Source organism: Pseudomonas sp. K8 (assembly GCF_014889455.1).
Taxonomy (GTDB): Bacteria; Pseudomonadota; Gammaproteobacteria; order Pseudomonadales; family Pseudomonadaceae; genus Aquipseudomonas; species Aquipseudomonas veronii.
Genome location: NZ_VJWO01000004.1, coordinates 193,042 through 207,749, shown reverse-complemented (window position 1 = coordinate 207,749; position 14,708 = coordinate 193,042). Strand labels below are relative to the sequence as shown.

The window sequence follows — 14,708 nt, the reverse complement described above, 5'->3', positions numbered from 1 at the left end:
CTCCCGCCCGGATCAGCAGTAACCGCTGCAAGGACGCGACTGATGACATCTATTGAAAAACCTTCCCAACTGCCCATCGCAATTGGCGAAGCGCTCAAGGGCGCCTTCCCACAATTGCGTGTGGGCAACCACCAGGACTTCCAGGGCACCGGGGATAAAACCGGCGTGCTGATTACCGTGGAACGCAACGGCCCCGGCGTTCGATCCCTTGAAGGACGTAAGGCCCATGCACTGTCGGTGTCACTCATGGCCAGGGTTGTCAGTGGTTCGGCGCCTTACGACGCCTGCGACCTGGCCAGTCAATTGATGGATTTGGCCCTCGATAATCGCTGGGGCCTGCCGTCGGACCAGTGTGACCTGCCAAGCGCCATCGTCGCGGCGCCGAGCCTACAGGGCAGTGCCGAAACCGACTACGACAGTTGGACAGTGTCCTTCACCCAAAACATCTACCTCGGCCCGCCGATACTCGAAGATCCCACCGGAAAACCGCTGTTTGCCTGCAGGTGGGAAGTCTCGAATATCGACGATCCTGACCAATACCGACCTTTGCAGGAGTAGTCCATGTTCGATGCTTTGTTACGCATGCAACTGGGACCGATCGTCGAGCGCCTGGCGGAAATGGAGGCCCAGCTCGAAGACCTGTACCGACGCGCTGAAAGCTTTTGTCGGATCGGCATATGCCAGCAGGTCGACGCCGCCAGCAATACCTGCATCGTCAGCCACGGCGATTTGCTTACCCCGGCAATTGGTTTTTTCAACCCCAGCGCGGGCGCGCAGACCGAAACGCGCATCCCGTCAGTGGGCGAGCAATGTTTGTTGCTCAACTATGGCGGTGGGGAAGGCGCTGCACAGTCGGTAGCGCTTTTCGGCCTCAACAGTAGCCTGTTTCCGCCGGTCTCCAGCGTTGCATCGTTGACCCGGCGCCGCCACCAGGACGGGACGCAAAGTGACTATGACGACGCCAGCCACACATTCAACTGGACCAACGGGCCCACCGTGTTCAGCGGTTCCCGCGAACAGGTCGAGGCGAAGGTCGGCGCTGCCACGCTGCAGATGAGCGCCAAGCACATCACCTTGCAACTCGGCGCCGTCGGTGTGCTGCTGGATGCCGGCGGCGTGCATTTGAGCGGCCCGCTGGTGGATCACCAAGGCCGCGTGATCAGCACCGCATAAGGATTTGCCATGATCGGAATCGATAGGAATACCGGGGCAGCGGTCGATGACTGGCTGCAATTCGTACAGCGTGCCACCCGAGCGCTGACCACCCCCGTGGGCACTCGCCAGAAGCGCCCGTTGTACGGCTCGCTGATCCCCCAACTGCTCGGGCAGAACCTCGGCGACGACCTCTTGATCCTCGCCCAAAGCCACGCCGCCAAAGCGTTCTACAACGTCGAGAACGGCATCGCCGACTTTCAACCCCAGGTCATCGTCGCCAGTCGCCAGGGCGCCGGTCTGTTGCTGCGGTTTGCCGGCACGTGGAAAAACCGCCAACAATCCTTCGAGGTCATGACATGAGCATGCTGATCCCTGGCCAGAACCAACTGGCGGAGCCGGCCATCATTGCCGTCGACGCGTTCGAGCCGTTGCTGGCGCAATTCAAGGCGTTCGTCATCGACTACGTCGCCGCCCGCGCGCCACAAAGTGCCGCCAAACTCAAGGTCAGCCTCGATAACGAAAGCGAACTGCTGAGTCTGGCCCTGGAAGCGTTTTGCGTGCGTCTGCAAACCCACGAACGCCAGTACAACGCACGCATCAAGCAGATGCTGGCGTGGTGGGCCACCGGCAGTAACCTCGACGCACGCCTGGCCGATATGGGCCTGGAGCGCCAGGTGCTGGACCCCGGCGACCCAGCGGCCTTCCCGCCGGTGCCGCCGACACTGGAAAGCGACGACGACGCCCGCTTGCGCTATTACTTGGCGCCCCACGCGCCGGCGGCGGGTTCTCGCATGCAGTATCGCCGCGAGGTGTTCACCCTCGGCGAACGACCTGCGGTCAATGTAGAAAGCGCGACACCGGGTGTGGTCACGGTCACCTATACCTTCGACCCGGATGGTTATGCGGCTCAGGTCAAGGATGGCAGCGGCCGACGCACCGCCCCCGGTGAGGTGATGGTGACGGTGCTGTCCAGGGACGGCGATGGAAGCGCTTCCGCCGATTTGCTTGACGGCGTGCGCAGACATTTCGCACGCCCCGATGTACGGCCGGAAACTGATCTCGTCACTGTCCAAAGTGCGCAGATCCAACGCTACAAGATTCGCGTGGTGGCCAAGATCAACGCCGGCCCGGACTCGGGCCTGACCCAAGTGGCCGCGCAACACTTGCTGCAAACCTACGCCGAATCCTGTCACCGCCTGGAAGGGCGCGTAGACCCGAGCTGGATCGACTACGCCATCCACAGCGCCGGAGCGGCGCAGCTGCAAATCCTTGAACCGCTGGCACCGATTGTCTGCTCGGCGTTCCAGGCGCCGTATTGCACGGGTGTCGAGGTGGAGGTACGCACGCTATGAGTGAGCCCAAACCGAGTCTGTTGCCCGCCAATAGCTCACCGCTGGAGAAAGCGTTGGACCTGGGGTTTGGCAGGTTGCTCGAGCGGATCATGCCGCCGTTTCCGGCCTTGATGAACCCGCTGCAAACACCCTCCGAATTCCTTCCTTACCTGGCCGCCGACCGAGGCGTCAGCGAATGGGACGCGGATGCCAGCGAAACGGAAAAGCGCCTCACCGTGGGCTTGTCCTGGCAGATCCAGCGCCAGGCCGGCACGCCCAAGGCTTTGAGTTATGCGGTGGAGTCGCTGGGTTTCAGCCCCAACATCAGCGCCTGGTATCAACAGCGGCCGCAGGGCGTGCCTTACACCTTCGATGTGCAGGCGATCATCGGACGCAGTTGGTCCAGCGGTGACCATAACCGATTGATCCGCCGTATCAACGCCGCGAAGAGCGAGCGCGACCAGGCGACGATTACCGTGGTTCACCAGACACAAGCACGCCTTGGCCTGACCGCGATTGTCCACGCCCCGTTTAACGACAGCGAGTTAAGCCTGCAAGGCGCGTTACCCGAACTTGCCTTGGGCGCTCGACTTAACAGTGCCGGCGTTGCCCGGCACTACACCATTAACGACTACGACCTCAGGGCGCAGCCATGACAGATGACATTACGCGCCTGGTGCGCTTCACCTCCAAGGGTTTGGATGAAGTGCTGCAGGCAAAGAACCAGGGCTTGAAAGGCGAAATCACCCACATCGGCGCCGGCACCGGCCGCTACAACCCAGACGGCACGGAAGTGGCCTTGCGTGACGAGCGCCAGCGGGTGGCGATTGTGGATTACGAGGAATTGGGCGAGCGCCAACTCAGGATGGCCGCGCTGTTCGATGGCGATGGCGAGTATGAGATTGGTGAGTTCGGTTTTTACCTCGCCAGTGGGACGTTGTTGGCGGTGTATTCCGTCGCTGGGAAGTTGCTGACGTATAAAGCGGCGGCGGCTCGGGTGCTGCAGAAGTTCACGTTGGATGTTTCGCCGTTGCCGGCGGAGAGCGTGACGATTGTGGTGGGGAGTGAAAACCTGAATGTGTTGCTGGCTGAGGAGTTGGCGGCACTATCGGCAGCGAGTATCGATAATATGGCGCGAGGTGTCGGTTTGTTGTTTCGTGTAATTGAAGGTGAGCGAAAAGTATAGGGTTCCATTAGTCTTGGGACTTATCCGAATTAATGGCTGAGTTTTTTGGTGCTCTGGATACAAAACTTAAGGAGTTATAATTTTGAGTATGGAACAACAGCTTGCTGCCGTCGTCAGTGCGGCTAATAATCTGGCCGGTGTGGTTACTGGGAAAATTGACGAGATAGATGAGGCAATCGCTAATGCTCGATTGGCATACGATTCGCAGCTTTTAGATCTCAAGCGTAAATTGCCACGGTTGGCAGTTACGAAGAATTTTAACTTGTACCCTAATGCTGATGCTACCTTGATTGATGGTTGGGGGATTCATGGCGAGGTTGCCTGCACTAAGCTGCGCTCAATTACGACTGAATCGCAAGCTACCGGGCGTCCGCAAGCGGATGTAGATTTTATGCTAAAAGTCCAAGCAGATATTCGCGAACAGTTTCCAACGTTTGATATTAGGGCGAGTGAATACTGGCGGACCGTTGTGAATGTCTGGCAAATGAAGTGGGCAGCCTCTGGGGTTAGCCCGTGGTTAGCATTTCCTTATACTGTTGACACCGCGCTTTCCAATGGTACGCGTGCGGTTCCTCTAAATTCTTATATAACGCTCGGTGCTTTCGTTCGGGTGTTGGAAGGCAGTGTTACCGGCGCTTGGAGTGTCGGTGCTGAAAAAGGTAAGTGGCGCTGGTGTTCGACGGTCGTTGCCCCGACAGAACTATTTGGTGCTTATTATCATCTTCATCCTATGCGAACTTCATCTTCCGGTGTCATTGAGGTGATGTTGGCGGGAGCATGCACGGGTGTGGTAACCAATCCAGGTGATTGGGGAACTATGTTGGCTTTGAGCTAAGGATATTTTATGAAACCTGTTTTTGTACCTTCAGAACTTCATCCACTTATTAAGTGGCAGGTCATTCGTAGTGCTCGTGATCAGGATTTGTCTGCCAGTGACTATGCGGCTATGCCCGATTATCCAATGCAGGATAAAAATAAATCGGCCTTCCTGGCGTACCGGCAGGGCTTGAGAGATATTCCTGATCAGGGAGGCGATCCTGACGCCGTTGTATGGCCCCCCAAGCCTGAGTTTCTCAAATAAACCAACCGCGAAAGCGGTTTTTTTTCGCCCCCCCCAAAGCCCCTCCCGCAGGGGCTTTGGCGTTCTACACCCGGAGATTTTCCCACCATGCCTAACCGCCAAACCTACACCGTCCTAATCCCATTCCCCACCGGCGCCGGCCATTGGTCCACCGCCGGCCAGGAACTGGAACTGCTGGACGTCGAAGCATCCGCCCTGCGCACCGCTGGCCGCTTGGAACTGACCAGCGTCCTCAATACCACCCCCAAGAAGGCTGAATAATCATGGCTGAGGTTTTGAACTTCGAGCACAACGGCATCACTGTGAACGCAACTGAGTCCCCCGAGGCCATGGGCGGCCTTGGCGACAACGTCATCGGCCTGGTCGGCACCGCGCCGAATGCCCACGCGTCGATCCCGAAAAACGCCCCGTTCCGCATCAACAGCTTCACCACCCAGGCGCTGCTGGACCCTACCGGCAGTGAGGCGGGCACGCTGTTTCAGGCGGTGTACCAGATCCTCAAAGTGGTCAAGGTACCGGTCTACGTGGTGATCGTGGAGGAGGGCGCAACCCCGGCTGACACGATCAACCATGTGATCGGCGGTAACGAACCGGTCACCGGGCGCAAACTTGGCCTGGCGGCCCTGAGCAGTGTGGCGGAAGATCTGACCATCATCGGCGCCCCAGGCTTCACCGGCACCAAGGCCGTGGCGAGCGAGTTCGCCGCCTTCGGCAAGCGCATCAAGGCCCGTGTGGTGCTGGATGGCAAGGACGCTTCTGTTGCCGATCAGGTGACCTACAGTGGTGAACTGGGCGGTGCCGATCTCGGTTTCGACCGCTGCCTGCTGGTACACAACATGCCGTCGGTGTACTCCAAGGCCGCGAAGAAGAACGTGTTTCTTTCGCCGTCGTCCCTGGCCATCGCAGCACTGGCCAAGGTCAAGCAGTGGGAAAGCCCGGGTAATCAGGTGACCTTCGCCGAGGACGTTTCCCGCGTGGTCGAGTACAACATTCTCGACACGTCCACCGAAGGCGACCTGCTCAACCGCTACGGCGTGAGCTACTACGCCCGCACCATCCTCGGCGGTTTTTCGCTGCTGGGTAACCGCTCAATCACCGGCAAGTTCATCAGCTACGTCGGCCTGGAAGACGCCATCAGCCGCAAGCTGGTCAAGGCCGGCCAGAAGGCCATGGCCAAGAACCTCACCAAGTCCTTCATGGACCAGGAGGTCAAGCGCATCAACGATTGGCTGCAAACCCTGGTCGCCGACGAAACCATCCCCGGTGGCAGTGTGTACCTGCACCCGGAGTTGAACAGTGTCGAGAAGTACAAGAACGGCACCTGGTTCATCGTTATCGACTACGGCCGCTATGCGCCCAATGAACACATGATTTATCAACTCAACGCCCGCGATGAAATCATCGAGCAGTTCCTGGAGGACGTTCTCTAATGTTTACCAACCGAGTCAGACAGGCCATTGCGGCCACCCTCCAAGGCCTGCCGCTGTCCGCGACCGTGGAAGAGTTCACCCCGCCGAAGATCGAGTTCGACATGGAGTCCATGTCCGGCGGGCGCTTCATTGCCGAGGAAATGGCCAAGAGCGGCAAAGTGCTCAACGCCAAGCTGATCCTGCAAGGCGCCGGCCCGGAAATCATGCTGGCCCTGGGCGTGCGGATGGGGGACGACATTCTGCTGAACGTGCGTGAAGCCGGCCAGGACCAGGACGGCAAGACCTACTTCACCTACCACACCGTGGGCGGCAAGCTCAAATCCCTGGAGGAGGCAAAGCTGAAGATGGGCGAGAAGGCCACCACCACGCTGGAGTTGTCCTGCCGCACCTATAACCGCCTGGAAAACGGCATTTCGGTGATCGACATCGACGTGCGTACCCAGAAGTTCGTCCTCAACGGCGTCGATATTCTGGGCGACGCCCGCCGCGCGGTGTTGATGCCGTAACCCCTCGGGGGCGGGTTCGCTCGCCCCCATACTTGACCAAGGAATTGCCTCATGGCCTGGATGCCACCGCTGCACCTCCTGCTGGCCCCGATCACCGCCGACACCGGCGCGACGATCGAGCAGGTGCAACTCAAACCGCTGTACTACGCCGCGCAAAAAGACGCGCTGGCCCGGGCCGGTGATGACGAGGACGACCAGTTCTTCGAACTGGCGAAACTCGCCACCGGCCTGTCGGAAAAAGAGCTCGACCAACTCAAGCGCCCGGACTACGTGAGCATCGCCCAATACGTACATGAGATGTCGACGCGCCCGGCGTCATTCTTCCTGCAAGCGCCCGAAGCTGCGACCCACGACCAGCCCGTCCACCTGCTGTTGCCCCTCGACGCGGCCGGCCGCACCTGGACCGAGCTGCCCCTGGAAATGCCCGCCCTGCGCGCGACCAAAGTGATGAAAAAACTCGCCACCAACAAAGAGCGCGCCGAGTTCATCACCGCCCACTGCACCGGCCTGATGATCCCCGACCTGGCTGGCCTGACCGTGCCTGACTGGACGGAATTGCAGGAGCGCATCGATGATTTTTTAAACAAACCGGCGGACTTCTTTCGGAGCGCGACATCGAAGTGATCCTCGACGTGGTGCCGCTGATTTACTCGGTCAATGAAGCGGAAATCCTCGACTGGGACGCCGGAAAAGCACTGCGCCGCTACGACATCGCGATCAATCGCCTTGGCGTTAAACAGGAGTAAGCGGGATGCAAGAGACTCAATACGAGATCAGGCTCGCCGAAGAAGACAAGCGCTGGATGACCTTTGCGGCCCTGTCCAACGAGGCGACACTCAACAGTGTGCTGACCCCCCTTCCTGATAGTTTTGTCGGGCCTTCCAGCCTGGATGCCGAACCGCAGCCATCGTCGGAACTCGGCCTGGCGCTGGTCACGGTGAGCCTGGATATCAACGCATTGACCCTTGAGCAAGTGCGGTTGCGCGAGACGTTGGAAACGCTCAACAGCACATTATTCATTACCAGTGATTCACTGGCGCTCAGGACGGTCGAGACCGTCTCGCAGGCGCAGAACAGTCAACCCAGGGAGCCGCCGCCGGCCGCCGACTCCTGGGTCGACAAAAGCCTGCAGTTCGGGGCCGATGCGGCGAAGACCATTGCCAAGGATGTGGGCTCGAGTTTGTGGGATACGGCCAAGAGCAGGGTCTCGGGCAAGGCCATCGATGCACTGGCGCAAAAGTTTCCCAAAGCCGGCAAGTGGCTTAAAGACGACAAAGACAAAGACAAAGACAAAGACAAAGACAAAGACAAAGACAAGGACAAGGACAACGACAAGGACTGCTGCTGCCGCGGCGAGTCTCTTCGTGGCGCCGTTACCCCGAGCATCATCTTGCCGCCTGGCTATGAGCGTTCTGGCGGGAAAAAGACTTCCGCGAAAAAGACCGCCAAGTCGACGCGGTGGCGGGAGTTGCCCGTCCCCCGTGGCCTCGGCCCGTTGAAGTATGCCGACACCGCCATCAATGTGATCCAGGGCATACGCGATGGCGACGCAAAAGCAGTCACCACCGGCCTGTCTACGGCCGGTGGTGCCTGGGCCGGCGCCTCTGCCGGCGCGGCCATTGGCACCCTGGTTTTGCCTGGCATCGGCACGGCTGTAGGCGGCGCAATCGGCGGCTTGCTCGGCAGTGAAGCGGGCGCTTGGCTTGGGGACAAACTGTTCAGCCCCGCTGACCGCCTGCCCGCACCCAATGCCGTCAGCAAGGAACTCAACAGCGCATGCACGGACAATGTGCAAGTCACCCTGGCCCCCAGCATCCAGATCACCGGCGTCAACCCCGCCGATGCCCAGCAGGTGGTCAATCAGGTGATCCAGGCTCTGCAATTCCAATGCCTGCCGATGCTCTCCGACACCCTCGGGGTTCGGCGCAATGCGGCACTGGCCGATCCAGGAGGTGATTGATGCGACAACAGATGGTGCTGGGCGATTTTATTTTTGGGCTCGCCCGTGGGTTTGCCTATTCCTCGCTGACCCGTAACAGCGACGGCGGCTGGGCTGACCTGGCGATTATCGCGAGCAAACCGCAGTCGCGGCAGAACGGCCAGAAGCTGGAAAAACTCACCTTCAGCGGCACGGCGATGTACGGCGTGGGCATGCAACGCCTGGACGAGTTGCGCGCCCTGCAAAATCAACGCGTGCCGCTGCCTCTGGTGGATGGCATCGGCCGCAACTGGGGCCTGTGGCGGATCAATTCGGTGATGGAAACCCAAAGCAACGTGATCGATGACGGTACCGCCATGCTCATGACCTGGAGCCTTGAATTGGAGGAATTCATCAATGCGTAGAGTGCGAAGTATTGCCGGTTATTCGGTCAACCTGCTGCTCTACCGCGAGCTGGGGCGTTGCGATGACGCCGCGGAAGAAACCCTCTGGCGCTTGAACCCCACGCTTGCTGAATACGGCCCGGTGCTGCCGGCTGGCGTGTGGGTGATCGTACCCGAAATGGCTTCGCGGCCGGCAGCGTTGCGCCTCGTTTCGGCGTGGGATTAAGAAGGAGGCTACATGGCTCAGGGATTTACGCCCATTGTGGAGTTCTATGGCGCCAACGCGGCGCTGCTCAATCAACGTCTGATGCACTGGAGCCATACCGACGCGGCGGGCCTTGAGTCCGACCGCCTTGAACTGACGCTCAACATCGAGGGCCTGGAGGGCCTGCCCAGTCTGAGTGGCAAGATCGGTTTGCGTGTCGGTTATCAAGAGTCCGGCTTGGTGGAAAAAGGCGAATTTGTCATTACCCAGCGCACGCCGGTGCTGTTTCCCATGCGCTTGATGATCGTCGCCACCGCGGCGCCCTTCAGCGCGGGCGATGCCAGTGGTTACCGCCAGCGTCGATCCGCCAGTTATGGACCGATCACCCTGGGCGCGCTGTTTCGCCAACTGGTCAGCCGCCACGGCTATTCGCCGCGGGTGGCACCGGCGCTGGAGGGTATTGCGATTGCCCACATCGACCAATCCAATGAAAGCGACATGGCGTTCATCACCCGCCTTGCCAAACGTTATGGCGCCGTCACCAAACCGATCAACGAACTGTACGTGCTCGCCGAGGCCGGGCAGGTCAAGTCACTCTCCGGCCTGCAACTGCCGGACGTGAAACTGTCGGTCACCGAGGACAATCGCCCCGGCGATCAAGCATTCATCACCGCCAAGCTCGACGAAACCTCGCGCGCCAAATACCAGGGCAGCCGCGTCACCTGGTGGGATGCCGCCGCGGGCAAGCAGCGGGTGGTTCAGGTCGGGGTTGCGCCCTTCAAGACCTTGCGCCAGCGCTGCCAGAACGAAGCCGAGGCGCGGGCGGTGGCTGAGGGTGAATTGCGCCGCGTGGGCCGTGAAGACCTCAAGCTGCAGATCGATTGTCCGGGGAACCCGCTGTTATCGGCCGAAGGGCTGTTGCTGCTGGATGACACCTGGCCTTCCTACATGCAGGGGCGCTGGTCGATCACCAAGGTGACGCATGTCGGCGACCCGGTGACGGGCTATCGCAGTTCGGTCACGGCCGGCGGGTTGTCGGCGTAGTACCTTTTACGGAGTAGGCACCATGCTGATAACACTGCCCCAGCTTCTTTACATCATGCCGGGCGCTCGCCTCAGCGCGGGCATTTTTCTATCCCCGTTAAATGCGGCATTCGCTCGCTACGCGATCGACAATCCGAAACGCCTCGCCGCCTGCCTCGCCCAGATCGGCCATGAATCCGGCGAATTGCGCTACGTCCGCGAACTCGGCAGCGATCAATACCTGAGCAAATACGACACCGGCCCCCTGGCCGTTCGCCTGGGTAACACCGCCGACGCGGATGGCGACGGCCAGAAGTATCGGGGCCGGGGGCTGATTCAGGTCACCGGGCGTCGCAACTATTTAATCTGCAGCCAAGCGCTGTTTGGCGATGAGCGCCTGCTCCTGCAACCGGAACTGTTGGAGCAGCCGCAATGGGCCGCCGAATCCGCCGCCTGGTTCTGGCACAGCAACGGCCTGAACGAACTGGCGGACAACGACCAGTTCACCACCATCACCCGACGCATCAACGGCGGGCTCAACGGCCTGGAGGAGCGTTTGCGCTTGTGGACGCGTGCGAAGGCGGTGCTATGCGTTTCCTAGCGGCCTGGCGTCTGATCGGCGCGTGCCTGTTGAGCGCGCTCGTGTGGCAGGTGCAAGCCTGGCGTTATGGCGCGCAGCTTGAGGCGCAATCGGCGGCCCAGGCGCAGGCGCTCAGCCAGCAAAGCCAGGTAGCTTTGCGCCAGCAACAGGCGCAGCAGGACAAACGGCTGGCGCTTGAGCAACAACTCAGCGCCATCGACCAACAACATGCTCGGGAGTTGAGCGATGCACAACGTCATCAGGCCGCTCTGCGTGATCGCCTGGCCACTGCTGATGTGCGGTTGTCAGTCCTTCTCGACGCCAGCGACAGCGCCAGTGGTTGCGCAATGCCTGCCGCCACCGCCGCCGGCGGCGTGGTTCATGCAGCCCCGCGAGCCCGACTTGACCCGGCGCATGCTCAGCGAATTATCGCCATCACCGACGACGCGGATAACGCCGTGATCGCCTTGCGCGCCTGTCAGGCATATGTGCGGGCCATCGTGCGTTAGTGTCTTGATGCACGCTGCAACTTGCATGGCCGATGGGCTCATGTAGGGTAGGCCAATGCCCGCTCATTCCAGGAGACCTCCGTGAAAGAAATCACCCAACTGGCCGCTGAACTGGGTCGCCGTCTACAGGTGCTCAATGCCCACGTCACCACCGCCGAGTCCTGTACCGGCGGCGGCATCGCCGAAGCCATCACGCGCATACCGGGGAGTTCGGCGTGGTTCGAGGCGGGATATGTCACCTATTCCAACCGGCAGAAAACTCGGCAGTTGGATGTGCCGGAGGCACTGTTCGGCAAAGTGGGGGCGGTCAGCCGCGAGGTGGTGGAGGCCATGGTCAGGGGCGCCCAGGAAAAAAGCCTGGCGCGCTTTGCCGTGGCGGTCAGCGGCGTGGCCGGGCCCGATGGCGGGTCACCGGAAAAACCGGTGGGCACGGTATGGCTGGCGTTCGGCGTGGGTGACGAGGTCACGGCCGAGCGCCAGCACTTCCCCGGCAACCGCGATGAGGTCCGCCGACAAACGGTAAAGGCCGCGCTAGAGGGCTTGTTGCGACGAGCTGCAGCAGAAATAGAAAATCAGGGGTAGGCGATCTCCGATCTTTGTGGAACAATACTGTCTACTTATACAGGTGTTGGCCGTCAGGCCTTATTGATTACGTGAGGACTTTAATGGACGAGAACAAGAAGAAAGCCTTGGCTGCGGCCCTGGGTCAGATCGAACGTCAATTCGGCAAGGGTGCCGTAATGCGTATGGGCGATCACGACCGTCAGGCGATCCCGGCTATTTCCACTGGCTCTCTGGGTCTGGACATCGCGCTCGGCATTGGCGGCCTGCCAAAAGGCCGTATCGTTGAAATCTACGGTCCTGAATCTTCCGGTAAAACCACCCTGACGCTGTCGGTGATTGCCCAGGCGCAAAAGATGGGCGCGACCTGCGCGTTCGTCGACGCCGAGCACGCCCTGGACCCTGAATACGCCGGCAAGCTGGGCGTGAATGTTGACGACCTGCTGGTTTCCCAGCCGGACACCGGTGAGCAAGCCCTGGAAATCACCGACATGCTGGTGCGCTCCAACGCCATCGATGTGATCGTGGTCGACTCCGTGGCGGCCCTGGTGCCAAAAGCTGAAATCGAAGGCGAAATGGGCGACATGCACGTCGGCCTGCAGGCCCGTCTGATGTCCCAGGCGCTGCGTAAAATCACCGGTAACATCAAGAACGCCAACTGCCTGGTGATCTTCATCAACCAGATCCGGATGAAGATCGGCGTCATGTTCGGCAGCCCGGAAACCACCACCGGTGGTAACGCGCTGAAGTTCTACGCGTCGGTCCGTCTGGACATCCGCCGTACCGGCGCGGTGAAGGAAGGTGACGAGGTTGTCGGTAGCGAACCCCGCGTCAAAGTCGTTAAGAACAAAGTGGCCCCGCCATTCCGTCAGGCTGAGTTCCAGATTCTCTACGGCAAGGGTATCTACCTGAACGGCGAGATGATCGACCTGGGCGTGCTGCACGGTTTCGTCGAGAAATCCGGTGCCTGGTATGCCTACAACGGCAGCAAGATCGGTCAGGGCAAGGCCAACTCGGCCAAGTTCCTGGCGGACAACCCGGACGTCGCCGCCGCGCTTGAGAAGCAGATCCGCGACAAGCTGCTGACCCCCGCGCCGGACGTGAAAGCAGCAGCCAACCGTGCGCCGGTTGACGAAATGGAAGAAGTCGACACTGACGTCTGAACCAAACGATGACCGTTGTGCTGGATACACTCGTCGCCGTTCGGCGCACTGCGATGGACCTGCTCGCGCGTCGCGAGCATGGTCGAGTCGAACTGACGCGTAAACTGCGTCAGCGCGGTGCGTCCGCCGAGATGATCGACACTGCCCTCGACCGGTTGACGGAAGAAGGGCTGCTGTCGGAAGCCCGTTACCTCGAAAGTTTTGTGTCCTACCGAGCGCGCTCCGGCTACGGCCCGGCGCGAATTCGTGAAGAGCTGAGCCAGCGCGGCCTGCAACGCGCCGACATCGACCTCGCCCTGCGCGAGTGCGGTATCAGCTGGCAGTCACAGCTGGAAGATACCTGGCGTCGCAAGTTTTCTGGGCATCTTCCGATTGATGCCAGGGAACGCGCGAAACAAGGGCGCTTCCTGAGTTATCGCGGGTTTTCGATGGAAATGATCAATCGGTTGTTCAGCGGTCGGGACATGGACGACTGAACAACGCAAAAAATAAAAGGCCCGCTATGAAAATAGCGGGCCTTTTTTTTTGCTCAAAAATCACGCCGGCTCCGGCGCCACCCGTTGTTGTGTCTTGCCCTGAGCCTGCGCCCAGTTCTCCGGCAAGTTGATGTAATCCACCAACTCCCGCAACCGGCCCTGATCACGCCCGTTGAAGTTGAACACCAGTCGCGTCAGATGACTGAACTGCGGCTCATCGTGCTCTTCTCCGGTGTAGGCGAGCTGCTGGAAGTCTCCACTCAGTCGCAGGCTAGCGAACTCTTTTTGCACCTGAGCCAGCGCCCGCTCACTGAGCGGATGATTCATGCGTATCACAAACTCACGCTTCAGCCAGCGGGTAGAGTGGAAGTTGGCATAGAACTGGTTGATCTCGTCCACCGCGTCTTCAGCGCTGTACACCAGGCGCATCAGCTTCAGGTCGGTAGGCAGCACATAGCGATTGGCTTCCAGCTGGCTGCGGATAAAGTCCAGGGCGCCTTGCCAGAAGCCACCACCTGGTGCATCGAGTAACACCACCGGCACCAGTGGGCTCTTGCCGGTCTGGATCAGCGTCAACACTTCAAGCGCTTCATCCAGGGTGCCGAAACCGCCGGGGCACAACACCAGCGCATCGGCCTCCTTGACGAAGAACAGCTTGCGCGTAAAGAAGAAGTGGAACGACAGCAGGTTCTCGGTGCCGTCGATGGTCGGGTTGGCATGCTGTTCGAACGGCAGGGTAATGTTGAAGCCCAGGCTGTGCTCCAGGCCGGCACCTTCGTGGGCGGCGGCCATGATCCCGCCGCCGCCGCCGGTGATCACCATCAGATCGGAGCGCGCCAGTGCCGCGCCCACTTCCCGGGCCAGGGCATAGATCGGGCTTTCCACCGGCGTGCGCGCCGAGCCGAATACCGTGACTTTGCGCCGCCCCTTGAACTGTTCCAGCACGCGGAAGGCGTGGTCCAGTTCGCGGATGGCTTGCAAGGTGATTTTGGCGTTCCAGCGGCTGCGGTCGTCCTGTGCCATGCGTAGCGCGGTGAGGATCATGTCGCGGTAAAGGGGGATATTCGGGCTGTTGGGTGCGATCAACTGGAGTTGAGCTTCGACCTGCTGCGTGAGGTCGACCCCGTTTGCTTCAAAATGCTGGAGCAGGCGGTCATTCGGTTCGTAAGGCATTCAACTT

At 60.3% G+C, this 14,708-nt stretch carries 23 protein-coding genes; 22 read left to right on the top strand and 1 reads right to left on the bottom strand.

Going from position 1 to position 14,708, the window contains the following annotated elements:
• Positions 1–42: 42 nt before the first annotated feature.
• The 22 genes from INT12_RS05145 to recX all read left to right on the top strand — a co-directional run bounded on the left by INT12_RS05145 (position 43) and on the right by recX (position 13,528).
• Entirely contained in the window at positions 43–558 is a 516-nt protein-coding gene (locus tag INT12_RS05145) for a hypothetical protein (protein WP_102617347.1), read from the top strand.
• A 3-nt stretch (positions 559–561) separates the two neighbouring features.
• The gene (locus tag INT12_RS05140; protein ID WP_102617348.1) at positions 562–1,173 is read left to right on the top strand and encodes a phage baseplate assembly protein V; all 612 of its coding nucleotides are present in this window, start codon (positions 562–564) and stop codon (positions 1,171–1,173) included.
• Between the two features lie 9 nt (positions 1,174–1,182).
• The gene (locus INT12_RS05135) at positions 1,183–1,515 is read left to right on the top strand and encodes a phage baseplate protein (protein WP_017844644.1); all 333 of its coding nucleotides are present in this window, start codon (positions 1,183–1,185) and stop codon (positions 1,513–1,515) included.
• Positions 1,512–2,507, top strand: a complete 996-nt coding sequence (locus tag INT12_RS05130) for a baseplate J/gp47 family protein (RefSeq protein ID WP_169883789.1) — start codon at positions 1,512–1,514, stop codon at positions 2,505–2,507. The genes INT12_RS05135 and INT12_RS05130 overlap by 4 nt, the downstream gene beginning before the upstream one ends.
• Positions 2,504–3,142 carry a phage tail protein I gene (locus tag INT12_RS05125; protein WP_046384531.1) on the top strand — a complete coding sequence of 213 codons (639 nt, stop codon included), beginning with the start codon at positions 2,504–2,506 and terminating at the stop codon, positions 3,140–3,142. Before INT12_RS05130 ends, INT12_RS05125 begins: the two co-directional genes overlap by 4 nt.
• Entirely contained in the window at positions 3,139–3,672 is a 534-nt protein-coding gene (locus INT12_RS05120; protein ID WP_193040191.1) for a hypothetical protein, read from the top strand. Before INT12_RS05125 ends, INT12_RS05120 begins: the two co-directional genes overlap by 4 nt.
• Positions 3,673–3,760: 88 nt before the next feature.
• Positions 3,761–4,507 (top strand): hypothetical protein, encoded by a 747-nt coding sequence (locus INT12_RS05115; protein ID WP_226925996.1) that lies wholly within the window; start codon positions 3,761–3,763, stop codon positions 4,505–4,507.
• A gap of 9 nt (positions 4,508–4,516) precedes the next feature.
• Complete coding sequence (locus tag INT12_RS05110; RefSeq protein WP_104903827.1) at positions 4,517–4,753, top strand: tail fiber assembly protein; 237 nt, start codon at positions 4,517–4,519, stop codon at positions 4,751–4,753.
• An 87-nt stretch (positions 4,754–4,840) separates the two neighbouring features.
• Positions 4,841–5,014: a hypothetical protein gene (locus INT12_RS05105; RefSeq protein WP_177410562.1), complete on the top strand. Its 174-nt coding sequence runs from the start codon at positions 4,841–4,843 to the stop codon at positions 5,012–5,014.
• A gap of 2 nt (positions 5,015–5,016) precedes the next feature.
• Complete coding sequence (locus INT12_RS05100) at positions 5,017–6,183, top strand: phage tail protein (protein ID WP_193040193.1); 1,167 nt, start codon at positions 5,017–5,019, stop codon at positions 6,181–6,183.
• Positions 6,183–6,689 (top strand): phage major tail tube protein, encoded by a 507-nt coding sequence (locus INT12_RS05095; protein WP_017844651.1) that lies wholly within the window; start codon positions 6,183–6,185, stop codon positions 6,687–6,689. Before INT12_RS05100 ends, INT12_RS05095 begins: the two co-directional genes overlap by 1 nt.
• Positions 6,690–6,740: 51 nt before the next feature.
• A complete protein-coding gene (locus INT12_RS05090) occupies positions 6,741–7,313 on the top strand; it encodes a phage tail assembly protein (RefSeq protein WP_046384528.1) in 573 nt (190 codons plus the stop codon).
• Positions 7,310–7,435 carry a hypothetical protein gene (locus tag INT12_RS31625; protein ID WP_260473885.1) on the top strand — a complete coding sequence of 42 codons (126 nt, stop codon included), beginning with the start codon at positions 7,310–7,312 and terminating at the stop codon, positions 7,433–7,435. Before INT12_RS05090 ends, INT12_RS31625 begins: the two co-directional genes overlap by 4 nt.
• Before the next feature lie 5 nt (positions 7,436–7,440).
• Positions 7,441–8,649, top strand: coding sequence for a hypothetical protein (locus INT12_RS05085; RefSeq protein ID WP_193040194.1), 1,209 nt, complete (start codon positions 7,441–7,443; stop codon positions 8,647–8,649).
• Positions 8,649–9,032 (top strand): phage tail protein, encoded by a 384-nt coding sequence (locus tag INT12_RS05080; protein WP_102617353.1) that lies wholly within the window; start codon positions 8,649–8,651, stop codon positions 9,030–9,032. Before INT12_RS05085 ends, INT12_RS05080 begins: the two co-directional genes overlap by 1 nt.
• Entirely contained in the window at positions 9,025–9,237 is a 213-nt protein-coding gene (locus tag INT12_RS05075) for a tail protein X (RefSeq protein ID WP_193040195.1), read from the top strand. The genes INT12_RS05080 and INT12_RS05075 overlap by 8 nt, the downstream gene beginning before the upstream one ends.
• Before the next feature lie 12 nt (positions 9,238–9,249).
• Positions 9,250–10,260 (top strand): contractile injection system protein, VgrG/Pvc8 family, encoded by a 1,011-nt coding sequence (locus INT12_RS05070; RefSeq protein WP_193040196.1) that lies wholly within the window; start codon positions 9,250–9,252, stop codon positions 10,258–10,260.
• Positions 10,261–10,282: 22 nt separating this feature from the next.
• Positions 10,283–10,840, top strand: coding sequence for a glycoside hydrolase family 19 protein (locus tag INT12_RS05065; RefSeq protein WP_017844658.1), 558 nt, complete (start codon positions 10,283–10,285; stop codon positions 10,838–10,840).
• Positions 10,828–11,328 (top strand): lysis system i-spanin subunit Rz, encoded by a 501-nt coding sequence (locus INT12_RS05060; RefSeq protein ID WP_193040197.1) that lies wholly within the window; start codon positions 10,828–10,830, stop codon positions 11,326–11,328. The genes INT12_RS05065 and INT12_RS05060 overlap by 13 nt, the downstream gene beginning before the upstream one ends.
• A gap of 81 nt (positions 11,329–11,409) precedes the next feature.
• Positions 11,410–11,910: a CinA family protein gene (locus INT12_RS05055; RefSeq protein ID WP_017844660.1), complete on the top strand. Its 501-nt coding sequence runs from the start codon at positions 11,410–11,412 to the stop codon at positions 11,908–11,910.
• Between the two features lie 83 nt (positions 11,911–11,993).
• A complete protein-coding gene (gene recA / locus INT12_RS05050; protein WP_193058774.1) occupies positions 11,994–13,052 on the top strand; it encodes a recombinase RecA in 1,059 nt (352 codons plus the stop codon).
• 8 nt (positions 13,053–13,060) lie between these two features.
• Positions 13,061–13,528: a recombination regulator RecX gene (recX, locus tag INT12_RS05045; protein ID WP_017844662.1), complete on the top strand. Its 468-nt coding sequence runs from the start codon at positions 13,061–13,063 to the stop codon at positions 13,526–13,528.
• 60 nt (positions 13,529–13,588) lie between these two features.
• On the opposite strand, the gene INT12_RS05040 is transcribed toward recX, so the two are convergent.
• Positions 13,589–14,701, bottom strand: coding sequence for a TIGR00730 family Rossman fold protein (locus tag INT12_RS05040; protein WP_104903823.1), 1,113 nt, complete (start codon positions 14,699–14,701; stop codon positions 13,589–13,591).
• Positions 14,702–14,708 lie beyond the last annotated feature (7 nt).

What these genes read in the sequence shown, in the direction of transcription:
- INT12_RS05040 (WP_104903823.1), bottom strand. Translation starts at nt 14,701, where the DNA reads ATGCCTTACGAACCGAATGACCGCCTGCTCCAGCATTTTGAAGCAAAC.
- INT12_RS05095 (WP_017844651.1), top strand. Translation starts at nt 6,183, where the DNA reads ATGTTTACCAACCGAGTCAGACAGGCCATTGCGGCCACCCTCCAAGGC.
- recX (WP_017844662.1), top strand. Translation starts at nt 13,061, where the DNA reads ATGACCGTTGTGCTGGATACACTCGTCGCCGTTCGGCGCACTGCGATG.
- recA (WP_193058774.1), top strand. Translation starts at nt 11,994, where the DNA reads ATGGACGAGAACAAGAAGAAAGCCTTGGCTGCGGCCCTGGGTCAGATC.
- INT12_RS05105 (WP_177410562.1), top strand. Translation starts at nt 4,841, where the DNA reads ATGCCTAACCGCCAAACCTACACCGTCCTAATCCCATTCCCCACCGGC.
- INT12_RS05100 (WP_193040193.1), top strand. Translation starts at nt 5,017, where the DNA reads ATGGCTGAGGTTTTGAACTTCGAGCACAACGGCATCACTGTGAACGCA.
- INT12_RS05060 (WP_193040197.1), top strand. Translation starts at nt 10,828, where the DNA reads ATGCGTTTCCTAGCGGCCTGGCGTCTGATCGGCGCGTGCCTGTTGAGC.
- INT12_RS05125 (WP_046384531.1), top strand. Translation starts at nt 2,504, where the DNA reads ATGAGTGAGCCCAAACCGAGTCTGTTGCCCGCCAATAGCTCACCGCTG.
- INT12_RS05110 (WP_104903827.1), top strand. Translation starts at nt 4,517, where the DNA reads ATGAAACCTGTTTTTGTACCTTCAGAACTTCATCCACTTATTAAGTGG.
- INT12_RS05090 (WP_046384528.1), top strand. Translation starts at nt 6,741, where the DNA reads ATGGCCTGGATGCCACCGCTGCACCTCCTGCTGGCCCCGATCACCGCC.
- INT12_RS05080 (WP_102617353.1), top strand. Translation starts at nt 8,649, where the DNA reads ATGCGACAACAGATGGTGCTGGGCGATTTTATTTTTGGGCTCGCCCGT.
- INT12_RS05070 (WP_193040196.1), top strand. Translation starts at nt 9,250, where the DNA reads ATGGCTCAGGGATTTACGCCCATTGTGGAGTTCTATGGCGCCAACGCG.
- INT12_RS05145 (WP_102617347.1), top strand. Translation starts at nt 43, where the DNA reads ATGACATCTATTGAAAAACCTTCCCAACTGCCCATCGCAATTGGCGAA.
- INT12_RS05135 (WP_017844644.1), top strand. Translation starts at nt 1,183, where the DNA reads ATGATCGGAATCGATAGGAATACCGGGGCAGCGGTCGATGACTGGCTG.
- INT12_RS05140 (WP_102617348.1), top strand. Translation starts at nt 562, where the DNA reads ATGTTCGATGCTTTGTTACGCATGCAACTGGGACCGATCGTCGAGCGC.
- INT12_RS05065 (WP_017844658.1), top strand. Translation starts at nt 10,283, where the DNA reads ATGCTGATAACACTGCCCCAGCTTCTTTACATCATGCCGGGCGCTCGC.
- INT12_RS05075 (WP_193040195.1), top strand. Translation starts at nt 9,025, where the DNA reads ATGCGTAGAGTGCGAAGTATTGCCGGTTATTCGGTCAACCTGCTGCTC.
- INT12_RS05130 (WP_169883789.1), top strand. Translation starts at nt 1,512, where the DNA reads ATGAGCATGCTGATCCCTGGCCAGAACCAACTGGCGGAGCCGGCCATC.
- INT12_RS05115 (WP_226925996.1), top strand. Translation starts at nt 3,761, where the DNA reads ATGGAACAACAGCTTGCTGCCGTCGTCAGTGCGGCTAATAATCTGGCC.
- INT12_RS05120 (WP_193040191.1), top strand. Translation starts at nt 3,139, where the DNA reads ATGACAGATGACATTACGCGCCTGGTGCGCTTCACCTCCAAGGGTTTG.
- INT12_RS05085 (WP_193040194.1), top strand. Translation starts at nt 7,441, where the DNA reads ATGCAAGAGACTCAATACGAGATCAGGCTCGCCGAAGAAGACAAGCGC.